Genomic DNA, 15,235 nt, shown 5'->3' with positions numbered 1-15,235 from the left:
TTACCCCCATTACTCTAATAATACATAAAATCTAGAGAAATATAAATTGATAAATGTTAATTTTCTAAAAAATATGCATTATTTCATTTTTTTCTCTCTTGACTTCACATCAATATCTCTTCTTTGCTACGAACGTTGCAAAATTGGTATACTATAACCAAATTACGGAGGTGTTTTCGCAATGAATTATTATAAAGACGATAGTTACGCCTTACATACAGATTTATATCAAATCAACATGGCTTATACATATTGGAAAGATGGTATTCATAATCGCCGTTCTGTTTTTGATTTATATTTTCGAAAGCTTCCATTCGAGAATGGCTACGCTGTTTTTGCTGGCCTTGAGAAAATTGTAGAGTATATAGAAAATTTCAGCTTTACCGAAAGCGATATCGCTTATTTAGCAGAATTACAATTTGAAGAAGACTTCCTTCATTATTTACAAAATATGAAATTCACTGGGACAATTCGTAGTATGCAAGAAGGTGAAGTTGTTTTTAATAACGAGCCTTTATTACGTGTTGATGCATCACTCGGCGAAGCACAAATTATTGAAACTGCTCTCTTAAACATTGTGAATTACCAAACATTAATCGCTACAAAAGCTGCTCGTATGAAGCATGCTGCAAATAACGATGAACTTTTAGAGTTCGGAACAAGACGTGCCCACGAGTTTGATGCTGCCCTTTGGGGTACACGCGCTGCCTTTATTGGTGGGTTTTCATCTACGAGTAACGTTCGTGCGGGGAAACGCTTCGGAATACCTGTAGCCGGCACGCATGCCCACTCTTTCGTTCAAGCATATCGTGATGAATATGTTGCATTTAAAAAATATGCTGAGACACATAAAAAGTGTGTTTTTCTTGTCGATACATACGACACTTTAAAATCAGGTGTTCCAAATGCAATTCGTGTCGCGAAAGAGTTTGGAGACCGTATCGATTTTTATGGGATTCGCCTTGATAGTGGTGATATGGCTTATTTATCTAAAAAAGCAAGAAAACTACTAGATGAAGCTGGATTTACAAATACAAAGATTATCGCTTCTAGCGATTTAGATGAATACACAATTATGCATTTAAAATCTCAAGGAGCAAAAATTGACGTATGGGGTGTTGGAACAAAATTAATTACATCCTTTGAGCAACCAGCATTAGGGGCTGTCTACAAACTAGTTGCGATTGAAGATACTGACGGGGAATTAAATGATACGATTAAAATTTCATCTAACCCTGAAAAGATTACAACTCCAGGACTTAAACGAATTTATCGTATTATCAATCGTGTTAACGATCATGCAGAAGGCGATTATATTGCGTTAGATTCTGAAGAACCTGGAAAAGAAGAGCGTTTAAAAATGTTTCATCCTGTTCACACGTATATAAGTAAATTCGTAACAAACTTTGAAGCACGCGAACTGCATAAGGACATTTTCGTTAACGGTAAAAGAACCTATGAGCTACCAAGCATATTAGATATTCAACTATATAATGAACAGAGTCTCGCGCTATTTTGGGAGGAATATATGCGAACTTTAAATCCCGAAGAGTACCCTGTCGATTTAAGCCAAGAATGCTGGGATCATAAAATGAATTACATTCAAACTGTTCGAGAACAAGTTGAAAAAAACATACAAAAATAAAGTGAAACTTTAATCAGTAGGAGTTTTGTCCATCCCCCACTGATTATTAGTTGCACCAATCGGGCTTTTACGGGCAGTTAACTCCCACCTAACTTCCTCGCATTTGCCGAATTTTGAGGCGGGAGTCTTACTGCCCGTTAATGCGGGAAAAACAGAGAAGTTTCCCTCTTCTCTGTTTTTCCAATACCAAATGGTCATTTGTAAAAAGTATATTAAAATAACAAAAAAAGAAGACGCAATCGCGTCTTCTTTTTTTATAACTCTTTCACTCGTAGTACACGCATTGCATTTAACACTGCAAGTAGTGTCACACCAACATCTGAGAAGACAGCTTCCCACATTGTTGCAATACCAAAAGCACCAAGTAATAAAACTAACCCTTTTACACCTAATGCAAATATAATATTTTGCCATACAATACTTCGTGTACGTTTTGCAATTTTTACTGCTGTTGCAATTTTTGAAGGCTCATCAGTCATTATAACGATGTCTGCCGCTTCAATTGCTGCGTCTGATCCTAAACCACCCATTGCAATACCGACATCTGCTCGTGCCAATACCGGTGTATCGTTAATACCGTCACCAACGAAGGCAACTTTTTCTTTTCCGTGCTTCGCCGCATCAATTTTTTCAATCTCTTCTACTTTTTGTTGCGGTAGTAGTTCCGCATGAACTTCATCTAAGCCTAACGCTTTACCAACAGCTTCGCCTACTGGTTTTGCATCACCAGTTAACATCACTGTTTTCTTAATACCTAGTTCTTTTAACTGTTGAATCGCTTGTTTTGAATCCTCTTTTACCTCATCAGAGATAACAATATAACCTGCATATTTTCCATCTACAGCAACGTGAACTAATGTACCTACTGTTTCTGGTTGCTTACATGTAATGTTTTCTTTTCTCATTAATTTTGCATTACCTGCAAAGATTTCTTTTCCTTGTACTTTTACAACTGTACCGTGGCCAGAAATTTCGTTATAATCATCAATTAGTTTTTCTTCAATTGATTTTCCATATGCATTTCGAATAGATTGGGCAATTGGATGGTTAGAATACACTTCAGCAAATGCTGCATACTCTAACAGTTCTTCACTTGTAGTACCTTCGCTTGCTTCCATTTTTGTAACTTTGAAGACACCTTTTGTTAATGTTCCTGTTTTATCAAAAACGATATATTTCACATCGTTTAAAGCTTCTAAATAGTTACTTCCTTTTACTAAAATACCACTTTTAGATGCCCCTCCGATACCTCCAAAGAATCCGAGAGGAATGGATACAACTAACGCACATGGACAAGAGATTACTAAGAACACTAAAGCTCTATAAATCCAATCAGCGAATGTAGCCCCTTCTAAAATAAGTGGTGGAACAAATGCCATGATTGCTGCTGTAATAACTACAACTGGAGTGTAGTAGCGCGCAAACTTCGTAATAAAGTTTTCTGTTGGTGCCTTTTTACTGCTTGCATTTTGAACTAAATCTAAAATTTTTGATACAGTTGATTCACCAAATTCTTTTGTAACTTCAATTGTTAATACACCATTTTGGTTTACAAAACCACTTAATACATTATTTCCAACTTCAACTTCACGTGGTACAGATTCACCAGTTAACGCTGAAGTATCTACCATTGATGTTCCTTCAACTACTTTTCCATCTAATGGTACTTTCTCACCTGGCTTAACAATAATATAATCACCGATTTGTACATCTTCTGGTGATACTTGTTTCGTTTCACTTCCAATCTTTACATTCGCATAATCAGGACGAATATCCATTAATGAAGTAATTGATTTTCGAGAACGGTTTACCGCAATACTTTGGAATAGTTCCCCTACTTGATAGAATAACATTACCGCAACCGCTTCTGGATATTGTTGAATCGCAAAAGCTCCTAGCGTCGCAATGGCCATTAAGAAGTTCTCATCAAATACTTGACCGCGAGTTATATTTCTTACCGCTCTCCAAACGATATCTCCACCTATTAATAAATACGCAAGGACGAATAGCGGAATTGTTATCATTTGTGGTAAGCCTGCTAGCGCAGCAATCCCTGTCAAGATTCCACCGACTACTAATCGTCCAACCATCTTTTTCACATTTGCTTCACCATGGTCGTGGCTATGTCCGTGATCATGACCTTTCTTCTCTTCACGCACAACTTTCACGTCTGGTTCTAACTTTTGTACGACGTTTTTTATATCTTCCACAGTCGATTCTAGTTCTCTTTTATTCGCAACTTCTATTCGTAATTTCTTTGATACGAAATCAACAGTTGCTTCTGAAACTGTCGGCATTTCCTTTACCTTATTTTCAATCTTCATTGCACAATTCGCACAGTCTAAACCTTCTAATATAAATACTTCTTTTGCAACTTTTGTTTTTTGTTCTTCTTGCACTTTAATATGCGGTTCTAATTTTGTAACGAGTTGCTTTGCTTCCGTAACAACTTCGTTTTCTTTTTTTTGTGCTGTTTCTAGAATCATTGTCTTTGTTGCGAAGTTTACAGAGCACGAATTTACTCCTTCTATATTCCCAACGCCTTTTTCAATTTTCATTGCACAGTTCGCACAATCTAAACCTTCTAACATCAGTTTCTTTTTCACTAATGCTTCAGCCATCATTCTCCCTCCTCGCGTTTTTTTATTCTTCCTCGTTTACGTGTTCAAACGCTTGCTCGAAGATATGAATTACGTGCTGGTCAGCTAACGAATAATAAACGACTTTTCCTTCTTTACGATTCTTTACAAGTTTCGCTTGCTTTAATACACGAAGCTGATGCGAAATAGATGATTGTGTCATTCCTAATAAATACGCTAAATCACAAACGCACATTTCAGCTTCAAATAACGCATGTAATATTCTCGTACGTGTACGATCGCCTAATATTTTAAATAATTCTGCTACTTTACTTAAACTTTCATCAGTTGGAATTGTTTGTTTTACTTGATCAACGACTTCTTCATGAATTATCGTTTGAGAACATGTCTCTTGTGGCGTTTCTACTTTATTTCTAGCCATTATAGCTCACCTCTTTAATTGAACATATGAACAATCATTCATATATCTTATACCTTTATTATATGAGCGCCTATTCATATGTGTCAATAAAAACCGAAAGATTTTTTTGACAATTCCGTTCACATTTCAACATAAGCATATCAATATTCTCCGCACCTATCATACTCTTCATACAAAAAAGGATGCACGAAAACTAGCGTGCATCCTTCTCTTATTTATTAACTTTCACTGCATCCACAATTAACGAAGCAAACTCTAATTTACCACCTTGATTTCTATGATCAAAACGTTTCGATCGGTAAATGAATCCTTTCTTTTCATCCCAGTCATTATAATAAAACCCACCATTCTCATCACAATATTCTAAAATCCTCACTTGAAAACCTGCTGATTCAAACATAGACGTGATTGTTTTATAGTTATGAACGATTTTATGGCTTGCTGCTGGATGATCTAACGGACCAGGTCCACCTACTTGTACACCTTGCTGATATTCTTCATCTGGAAAAAATGCATCTGGCACTGCACAACGAATATATCCATCCTCCGTTAAAAACTCATAATAAATCTTTGCCGCTTCGATTCCTTCCTCGTATGATAAATGCTCCCATACATGTTCCGCTAAAATTACTGATAAAGAATTAGGCTGAAATTTATCAAGCCACATTTCTCTTCGTAATAAATTTAATTCGTCTTCATTCGTATGTAACCAACCAGGGTTATTATTATATCCCTCTGCTCCAACAACAACTTTCGTTTCTTGCATTTTGCTCCCACCCCTTCTTCATATTCCGACATAAACATTCGACAAAATAACAATCATTCCCTTTTTTCTCCAAAAGAAAAAGCCTTGCGCGCTCCCTAGACGCACAAGGCTTACTAACTTTATATCCCTTTAATTAGCTTCTTCTAAATTATCCTGCGAACTTCCATCTTCTTTTAAATGACTATGCTTTTTCGAATAAACAAAGTATACAACTACTCCAATTGCTAACCAAATACCAAAGTAAATCCATGTTGTTAATGGTAAATTTACCATTAAGAATAAACAACATGCAATTGAAATAATCGGTAAGATCGGTACAAGTGGTACCATAAATCCACGTTGTAGCTTCGGATGCGTTTTACGAAGAATGATAACAGTTACACCAACCATGGCGAATGTTAATAACGCTCCAATATTCGCTAAATTCGACAATTCTTTTAAATCGATAAATCCAGCAATTAAAGCACTACCAATTCCTGTTAACCAAACTGAAAATGTTGGCGCTTCAGTCTTCTTGTTAATTTTCGCAAAAGATTTTGGTAATAAACCGTCACGGCTCATTGCGAAGAATACACGTGTTGTCGCATAAATATAAGCGAAAATTACAGCCATAATACCAATTACAGCTCCAATTGCGATTACACCAGCTACTTTATCTTGTCCTACAACTTCTAACACATATGCCATAGCTTCTGGTACATCTAACTCTTTATAAGAAACCATACCTGTCATAACGAGACAAACTACAACATAAATGATTGTACAAATAACTAACGAAGCAATAATACCAATCGGTAAATCACGTTGCGGATTTTTTACTTCTTCAGCAGAAGTTGCTAATGCATCAAATCCTAAGAAAGCAAAGAATACTGCTGCTCCTCCCGCGAACACTCCACTTAAACCGTACGGTGCAAATGGTATCCAGTTTTCTGGTTTCACGTAGAATACACCAACTGCAATGAATAAAACAACAATACCAATTTTAATTAATACCATTATGTTATTCACACGCTTACTTTCTTTCGTACCTCGTGATAACAACCAAGTTATCACTAACGTAACGATAACTGCTGGTAAGTTCACCATACCACCTTGCGCTGGAATTGTTAGCAATGCTTTTGGAATTTCAAGGCCCAATCCACTCACTAAGTTGTGGAAGTAACCAGTCCATCCGCCAGCTACTGCGGCAGTCGTTACAACGTATACTGACAATAATGTCCATCCCATTAAATGAGCTACAAACTCACCAATTGTTGCATACGAATACGTGTACACACTACCTGAAACAGGAAGTGTAGATGCAACCTCTGCATAACATAAAGCTGCAAATCCACAAACAATTGCTGCAATCATAAATGAAAAAATAACCGCTGGACCAGCATCTCTTGCTGCTACTAATCCAGTTAATACTAGAACTCCTGTACCAATTATCGCACCAATCCCTAGCATTGTTAGGTCAAATGCCCCTAGCGTTTTCGTTAAAGTTTTACTTTTACTTTCCCCTAACAATTGCGTAACGGATTTCTTTTTAAATAGGTTGGCCACGATGAATGCCCCCTTTTACCAAGAAGAGCTAAGAGGTATTATCTCTTAGCTCTTATCATGTTGTTTTATATATTGTTCGATTTTGTTTTGTATAATGCTTCTATTAGCAAGATACTGTTTCTGCTTCTAATAATTCTTTAGCACCTTTGTACTCTACACCGTGAGCTTCTGCAACTGCTTCGAATGTTACATAGCCATCTAATGTGTTAATACCTTTTAATAATGCAGAGTTACCTAGGCAAGCTTCTTTGTAGCCTTTGTTAGCAATTTGTACTGCATATGGTACTGTTACGTTTGTTAATGCAAGAGTTGATGTACGTGGAACCGCACCTGGCATGTTTGCAACTGCATAATGAACAACGCCGTGTTTTTCGTAAGTTGGGTTATCATGAGTTGTAATACGGTCAGTTGTTTCGAAAATACCACCTTGGTCAATCGCGATATCTACAACAACAGAACCTGGTTCCATTGATTTAATCATTTCTTCTGTTACAAGTTTTGGTGCTTTTGCACCTGGGATTAATACTGCACCAATTACAAGATCAGACTCTTTTACAGCTTCTGCAATATTGTAAGGATTAGACATTAAAGTTTTTACTTGGTTTCCGAAAATGTCATCTAATTGACGAAGACGTTCTGCACTTAAGTCGATGATTGTTACATCCGCACCTAGTCCAACTGCAATTTTAGCAGCATTTGTACCAGCTTGTCCACCACCGATAATTGTTACTTTACCACGTTTAACCCCTGGAACACCTGCAAGTAAGATACCTTTACCGCCTTTGTTTTTCTCAAGGAATTGTGCACCGATTTGTGCAGCCATACGACCAGCTACTTCACTCATAGGTGCAAGTAATGGTAGAGAACGGTTTTCTAATTGTACTGTTTCATATGCAATAGAAACAACTTTCTTTTCGATTAATGCTTTTGTTAATTCTGGTTCTGGAGCTAAGTGTAAGTATGTGAATAAGATTAAACCTTCACTGAAGTGTTTGTATTCGCTTTCAATTGGTTCCTTAACTTTCATAACCATTTCCATGTTCCAAGCTTCTTCAGCTGTTTCAACAATTTTTGCTCCCGCTTCAACATACTGAGCATCTGTGAAACCAGATCCTAAACCTGCACCCTTTTGAATGAATACTTCGTGATTGTTACGAATTAAATGTACAACACCTGCTGGTGTCATTGCCACACGGTTTTCGTTGTTTTTAATTTCTGCTGGTACCCCAATACGCATAATGAAATGCCCCCTTATAATTAACAGAAAAAAGAAAGTCTTTTTTCTTTTTGTAATAATTAATAACTTATGTCCTTATTCTAGCATAACTTAAAAGTTATGAAAACGCTAACATATCATTTTTCTAAAGTTTATATATTTAGAATAGTGTAAATATATAAAACATTGATTCTATTAGGGACTTCGAATCATTTCATTATCTCTTACTCTATTTTTATTATATTCCTTCAAAATAAGCAGTGCTCATTTATTATTTGACAATAATTTAACAATGTAAAAAAACCAAATGTCGACGTATACATATACAGTTATTACTTTACACAATACTTTAGAGATATATTCTTTTTACAAAAAACAGCTGCTGGCATTTAGCCGGCAGCTGGGTAACTTATAAATAACTTTGAAAACAAATCATCTGTTGTTTCAGTAATTTTATCAAACAGATCACTTTCTTCCGCTTCTTGCTCTTTTAACATCTTAATTGTTTCACGTGCATCCTCAGGGTAATCGGTTATAATACCATCTACGTTTAACTTATAATATGCCTTTAAATTTTCCATATCATTTACTGTCCATACGTAAATTGGCTTGTTTAACTTCCTTGCTTCTTTTACTAATTTCTTATTTAACATGTATTCTTCCGCTACATAAAAGTCAGCCTTCACATTCTTTAAGTTAGCTCTACTTGCATACAATATATATCCTACTTTTATATCTGGATTTGCACGCTTAAACTCTTTAATAAGTGGATAGTGTAACGTTTGAATTACACATTGCTTCTCAAATTCATTATCTTTGATCGTTTTTAATACTTTGTTTACAAAATCTTTTTCGCCCCCATGAAGCTTCACTTCAATATTGAGTTTGATTTTACCCTTTGCTAGCTTAATGATCTCATCAAGTGTACTTATTTGTCCCGAAAATCCATCTTGACTAAGAGTAAGCTTTCTTAGCTCATCCATCGTTAAATCTGACACATGCACATTAGCATTGGCAAGACGTTTTAATTTCAAATCATGTATAACCGCTAGTTCACCGTCTTTCGTTTGTAATACATCTATTTCAGCGTAGTCTGCTTTTGCATCAATTGCACCTTGCACAGCTTCTTTCGTATTTTCTACCCCTTTTGATATATATCCGCGGTGCGCCATAATAATCGGCTCTTTATACGAATTTGAAATAAACATTACAATGAAGGCAACGACCATTCCGGCAGTAATAATCCCCACAATATATACGCCAATAAATTTCCAACGATGTTTTTGGAAGAAACATTTATCTGCTTTCGTTTTCGAATAATCTAATCCTTCTTCTAATAAAACATCTTCAACCGGAACCTTTTGTAAATACAATCGCGTAATCGCCATAATATAAAATGGCGTCACGATAAAGCTAAATAAATACAATGTACTTGTTAAGAATACAGAAATCGTTGATTCGGCTAATAACGCAAATGTTCCTTTCGGGTTTGTAAATTCATAAACACCCCATAGACACAATAAATATATTCCCAAAAATACAATATACACAATCCCTATTGAAATAAAAAATCCTACTAAAAAGAATAGTACTTTAAAAAAGCTTTCTTTTACTAAAGCTGCACTTTTGCGTGCTGCTATGCGAAATGGCTTTTGCTCTAAAACGACAATAGGTAGAACAAAAATCCAGCGAAGGTTCAAATACGCAACTACAGCAAAGAACGTGTAATAACCAACCTGTCCCATCGTCGTCTTAAACAATTCTCCTGTAATAAAATTAGGAATTTGAATTTGCGGGATTAATGCCGTTTCATATCCCATATTTAAAAGAGGCAATAATACGACAGCATATAAAACAAATCCTGGTAAGCAATATGTGAACAATGAAGGTAAATACGTTACCGTTTTATACAAAATCGGACGTAATTTCACCTTTTGTCTTTTATGAGCGAAGTACGAAATAATAATAAGCACTGCAAACTCTGTAAAAATAAGAAACAATGCTAATATCGATAAAATTACAATGGCCAAAATCCCATATGGTGTTTTCAAAAATGCTAATAGTTCATCATTTGTAGCATTCGCATAACCACCAAGGTACAATAACTTATTGAAAATAATACCGAAGAGTGGGATAAACACAATCGCAGCTAACAATTTATATACGAGTTGGAATGTTAGCACATTCCAAAAAGCAAATTTTACTGTTTGAAAGGAATGTCTCATTACTCCTGGTATAGATAGTCTTTTACGGTGTTGCATATATTCCTCCACATTCTAAAACGATATTTGAGATGGATTCCACATTTCCATTTCTAATCCACCTTTTTAATAATAATATATTCCGCTTAACATGAACACTCTTATACATACAATGAAAAAAGTGATGGCTACTTCCCATCACTTTTTTCATTTACACTATTTTTTCTCTAATCCTTGTCCAAATGCTTTCAAAAAGCTAAAACCGAATGTAATTGCTCTATTGATATCTGGATCTTTTAATACTTTAAAGAAATCCATCACTTTTGTTTTTTTACCACTATTTAATTCATCTGTTGCAAATTGCAATCCAGTAACTAAGCTTGATGTAATTTGCTTTGTTACTTCTGGGTCAACTGAAGATAAAGCCTCTCCTGCCCCCATCATATTGTTCAGTGCATTTTTTACTGGTTCACGATTTAATTGCTCAACAGCAATTTTTGAAACATCTTCCTTTGCAGCAAGTAAACTAATTGCCGCGTCTAAAATTCCTGCTTTTTGTAATTGCGCTAGTAACTGCATCGTTTCCTCGACTGCTTCACGGTTATTCGCTAACTCAGTGAACAGTTCCTCCGCTAATTGCTGTTTTTTCTCTTCTTCTGTTACAACTTTCTTTTTAATTAACGTAATTTCTTTTGCCACTATCTCCGCCCCCTAGTCCACAAGTGATACGTATTGTTTTCTTTGCCACTTCTGCTGAATTTCAACACCGTTTTGCGGATTACGCTTTTTATCTCTCGGGTTTGAAGATGGTAACGGACGATTTCCTTTTTCACGTAATACACGCATTTTCACCATCGTTTGTTTATACGCTGGTGTACACGTATAAAGGTCTGTTGCTGTCCCAGTTAAAATATTAATCGCCTCTTCATTTACTGTTGCATGCATCGGTAAGTATAGCTCATTCCCCGTTACACGATCAGTAACAAGTGCCTGTACTTTAATTTTCCCAAATGGTGACGCTAATTCCACAAGACCACCATCTTTTACATTGCGCTCTATAGCAAGTTCAGGTGAAATTTCAACGAATACTTCAGATACTTTAGATAAAATACCAGCCGACTTATTCGTCATATTCCCTTCATGGAAATGCTCTAGCATACGGCCATTATTTAAGAGTAAATCATACTCATCTGGCGCTACAACTGGTGGTACCCATTCATCTAATGATAAACGAGCTAGTTTATCTGGGAAATTAAATCCGTCTACATATAATAGTGGTGTATCGCTACCATCATGGCTACCCCAACATAAACTATTCCATCCCTCTAAACGATCGTACGTTGCCTGAGAATATAAAGGTGCAAGTGATGCAATTTCATCCATAATTTCACTTGGACTTTCATAATTCCAGTCTCCGCCAAGTGCACGAGCTACTTTTTGTAAAATCCACCAGTCTGGTTTTGAATCGCCAAGAGGCTTCATTACTTCATACAACCTTTGAATACGGCGCTCTGTATTCGTAAATGTTCCTTCTTTTTCTAAGCTCGGCGCCGCCGGTAAAATAACATCAGCAAAACGAGCTGTTTTCGATAAGAACATATCTTGCACAACAAGGAAATCTAGATTGGATAAAATGTGTTGTACATGGTTCGCATTCGAATCTACTAAAGCCATTTCTTCACCCATGACATACATACCACGCAGTTTTCCTTCTTCCGCCGCAAGTAACATTGCAATATTATTTAATCCTGGCGCTTTCGGAATTGTAGTACCGTATGCTTTTTCAAATTTTGCACGAAGCGTATCATCTGAAACTGCTTGATAGCCCGGAAGCCAGTTCGGTAATGTTGCCATATCACAAGCACCTTGTACGTTATTATGTCCGCGTAACGGATATGCCCCTGCACCAGGACGACGGTAATTGCCTGTAACAAGCAATAAATTTGAAATCGCTGCTGATGTTGTACTTCCTCCTGTATTTTGAGTTACACCCATTCCCCAAAGTACACAAGTACCGTCCGCTTCATATACCATACGAGCCATTTCTTTCAGATTATCTTTCGAAATACCCGTAATTTCTTCTGTATAATCAAGCGTGTACTTTTCTAACATTTTGCTATATTCATCAAAGTTCTTCACATTTTCGGCTAAGAATTTTTTATCATGCCAACCTTGATCAATAATATATTTCGTAATACCAGCAAGCCATACGTAATCCGTTCCTTGACGCGGATGAATAAATAAATCCGCACGCTCTGCCATTTCGTGTTTACGAAGGTCTGCTACAATTAATTTTTGCTCGTGTAATTTATGAGCACGCTTTACTCTCGTTGCAAGCACAGGATGTCCTTCTGTTGGATTCGCACCAACGATAATAACAAGACCTGCTTCAGCAATATCTTTCACCGTCCCAGCATCTCCGCCCATACCGACAGTTTTAAATAGACCATCTGTTGCTGGAGATTGGCAATAACGAGAACAGTTATCTACATTATTTGTTCCATATATTTGACGAGCTAGTTTTTGCATAAGATAGTTTTCTTCATTCGTTACTTTCGAAGAAGAAATAAATCCAAATGCATCGCTACCGTACTCTGTTTTAATATGCTGCATGTTAGAAGCAACAACTTCAAGCGCCTCTTCCCATGATGCTTCAACAAACATATCTCCTTGGCGAATCAATGGCTTTGTAATACGATCTTCACTATTTACAAAGTCCCATCCAAATTTACCTTTCACACAAGTGGAAATACCATTAACTGGTGCATCTGAAACGGGTTGTACTTTTAAAATGTGACGGTCTTTCGTCCACACTTCAAACGAGCAACCTACACCACAAAATGTACAAACTGTTTTCGTTTTATTAACCTTCGTCTTGCGCATTGCAGATTCTACTTCTGAAACTGCTAAAATACTGCTATACCCAGGCTCTACATCCTTTACAAAATCAATCATCGGATCTAACACATCTGGTTTCAATCCAGTCATGAACCCAGCTTCTCCTAGCATTGTTTTTTCCATTAGTGCATTACATGGACAAACTGTTACACATTGCCCACAACTCACACAAGATGAGTCGTTTATACTTACACCATTGTCCCAAATAACACGCGGGCGTTCTAAACTCCAATCGATTGATATAGTTTCATTGACTTGTAAGTTCTGGCATACTTCTACACACTGTCCACAAGCAATACATTGATTTGGATCGTATCGGTAAAACGGATGTGACATGTCCACTTCATACGCACTTACTTTCGGCTCATACGGATATTTCTGTTCTTCAATTCCCATCATATGCACTGTATTATGTACTTTACAGTTACCATTATTGTTATCACATACGGTACAATACAATAAATGGTTCTCTAATATTCGATCCATCGCCTCAGTCTGCGCCTCTTTTGCGCGCTGCGACTGCCTTTCAATATGCATACCCTCTTCTAACTTTGTTGAACAAGCACGCATTAACTTCCCATCTACTTCTACAATACATGTATCACAAGTTTGAATTGGATCTACTTCTGGTACATGACAAATTTGAGGATGTTCCAAGTTACTCTCGTTAAATAATTGTAGTATCGTCTTTTCACCTGATGCGGAAAATTCTTTACCATCAACGGTTACACGGACTGTCTGTTCTGCCATAGTTTCCCCTCTCCTTACAACCGACTGTACAATACGATTATGAATACGTTTTCAAAAACGTATTTCTGTACATATTTTTGAAATCCTCTGTTGAAATCCTTTTCTTATGAAGTCAATTCTCGATGTTATAAGGTATCACTACAAAAGCTTAAAAATGTGACTATTCTACAATTCTATTATATCGTACATATACAATAATAACCAAAATAATCTGTGATCTTCCTGCTAATAGATGTTTTTAGTTTTTCAATGTTTTATGATGAATGTGGGAGAAAAATACATATAAAAGGGGAATTTAATATGGAGCTTACGCAAGAGACATATGCAATTGTACGCTATCAATCTGGTACATTTTCAAAACAAATTGATGAGATTGTTACAGAATCTCCTATTACAATTAAATTAAATGGTAAAGAATACGTAACAGTCGTATGCACACCAAATTACATTGAAGATATGGTAATTGGTTTTTTAATTTCTGAAGGAATTATCTCTTCCTATAAAGATGTTGAAGAATTATGGATCCAAAAAGAAAACGGAATCGTCCATGTAAAATCATCAAAAGTGAATCCATTATATGAAACTTTATACAATAAACGATACGTCACCTCTTGCTGCGGAAAAGGCAGACAAGGTTTTATTTTTGTAAACGACGCAGCAAAAGCAAAAAATTTACATGATATACATGTAAAAATTACTCCTGAAGAATGCTTTTACTTAATGAATGCCTTACAACAATCTTCCACTACGTTTCGTCAAACTGGTGGTGTTCACAATACTGCCCTATGCGATCGAAACAATATCCTTATCTCAAGAATGGATATCGGAAGACATAATGCATTAGATAAAATATACGGTTATTGTTTACGTAACGACATATCTGTTAAAGGAAAAATCATCGCATTTAGCGGACGTATCTCTTCTGAAATTTTACTCAAAGTGTCAAAAATCGGCTGTGAAATTGTTCTGTCTAAATCCGCCCCAACAAAGCTAGCATTACAACTCGCCCATGATTTAGGCATTACAGTCGTAGGTTTTATTAGAAATGAATCTTGTAATATTTATACACACCCTGAACGAATTGATGGTTATCAATCGAATAATTAAAAAACAACTCCTCAATTGAGGAGTTGTTTTAGTTATAAAAATGTAATATATTAAACACTTGAATAGTTAATAAAGTTAATATATAA

At 36.1% G+C, this 15,235-nt stretch carries 10 protein-coding genes; 2 read left to right on the top strand and 8 right to left on the bottom strand.

Annotation, left to right across the window (positions count from 1 at the left end; all coding sequences use genetic code 11):
• Window positions 1-181 precede the first annotated feature (181 nt).
• The gene (locus ACQKNR_RS21300) at window positions 182-1,645 is read left to right on the top strand and encodes a nicotinate phosphoribosyltransferase (protein ID WP_427320331.1); all 1,464 of its coding nucleotides are present in this window, start codon (window positions 182-184) and stop codon (window positions 1,643-1,645) included.
• A 254-nt stretch (window positions 1,646-1,899) separates the two neighbouring features.
• Here ACQKNR_RS21300 and ACQKNR_RS21295 read toward each other — a convergent pair whose 3' ends face one another.
• From ACQKNR_RS21295 to fdhF, 8 genes are all read right to left on the bottom strand, one after another.
• Complete coding sequence (locus ACQKNR_RS21295) at window positions 1,900-4,266, bottom strand: heavy metal translocating P-type ATPase (protein ID WP_427320329.1); 2,367 nt, start codon at window positions 4,264-4,266, stop codon at window positions 1,900-1,902.
• Window positions 4,267-4,288: 22 nt separating this feature from the next.
• Window positions 4,289-4,666, bottom strand: a complete 378-nt coding sequence (locus ACQKNR_RS21290; RefSeq protein WP_427320327.1) for an ArsR/SmtB family transcription factor — start codon at window positions 4,664-4,666, stop codon at window positions 4,289-4,291.
• Window positions 4,667-4,877: 211 nt separating this feature from the next.
• Window positions 4,878-5,432 carry a class I SAM-dependent methyltransferase gene (locus tag ACQKNR_RS21285; protein ID WP_427320325.1) on the bottom strand — a complete coding sequence of 185 codons (555 nt, stop codon included), beginning with the start codon at window positions 5,430-5,432 and terminating at the stop codon, window positions 4,878-4,880.
• Between the two features lie 129 nt (window positions 5,433-5,561).
• On the bottom strand, window positions 5,562-6,977 hold the full coding sequence (locus tag ACQKNR_RS21280) for an amino acid permease (protein WP_427320323.1): 1,416 nt from the start codon (window positions 6,975-6,977) through the stop codon (window positions 5,562-5,564).
• Window positions 6,978-7,080: 103 nt separating this feature from the next.
• On the bottom strand, window positions 7,081-8,214 hold the full coding sequence (gene ald, locus ACQKNR_RS21275) for an alanine dehydrogenase (protein WP_427320321.1): 1,134 nt from the start codon (window positions 8,212-8,214) through the stop codon (window positions 7,081-7,083).
• A gap of 368 nt (window positions 8,215-8,582) precedes the next feature.
• Window positions 8,583-10,454 (bottom strand): glycerophosphoryl diester phosphodiesterase membrane domain-containing protein, encoded by a 1,872-nt coding sequence (locus ACQKNR_RS21270; protein ID WP_427320319.1) that lies wholly within the window; start codon window positions 10,452-10,454, stop codon window positions 8,583-8,585.
• Window positions 10,455-10,610: 156 nt separating this feature from the next.
• Window positions 10,611-11,093, bottom strand: a complete 483-nt coding sequence (locus tag ACQKNR_RS21265; protein ID WP_001040512.1) for a DUF1641 domain-containing protein — start codon at window positions 11,091-11,093, stop codon at window positions 10,611-10,613.
• Window positions 11,094-11,105: 12 nt separating this feature from the next.
• The gene (gene fdhF / locus ACQKNR_RS21260) at window positions 11,106-14,042 is read right to left on the bottom strand and encodes a formate dehydrogenase subunit alpha (RefSeq protein WP_427320317.1); all 2,937 of its coding nucleotides are present in this window, start codon (window positions 14,040-14,042) and stop codon (window positions 11,106-11,108) included.
• Between the two features lie 300 nt (window positions 14,043-14,342).
• On the opposite strand from fdhF, the gene fdhD reads away from it, so the two are divergent.
• The gene (fdhD, locus tag ACQKNR_RS21255) at window positions 14,343-15,149 is read left to right on the top strand and encodes a formate dehydrogenase accessory sulfurtransferase FdhD (RefSeq protein WP_427320315.1); all 807 of its coding nucleotides are present in this window, start codon (window positions 14,343-14,345) and stop codon (window positions 15,147-15,149) included.
• The last annotated feature ends 86 nt before the right edge of the window (window positions 15,150-15,235 follow it).

It is taken from the genome of Bacillus sp. NPDC094077 (genome assembly GCF_050279465.1).
Classification (GTDB): domain Bacteria; phylum Bacillota; class Bacilli; order Bacillales; family Bacillaceae_G; genus Bacillus_A.
Note: the sequence above shows the minus strand (reverse complement) of the source record. Positions and strands in the feature narration are given on the sequence as shown.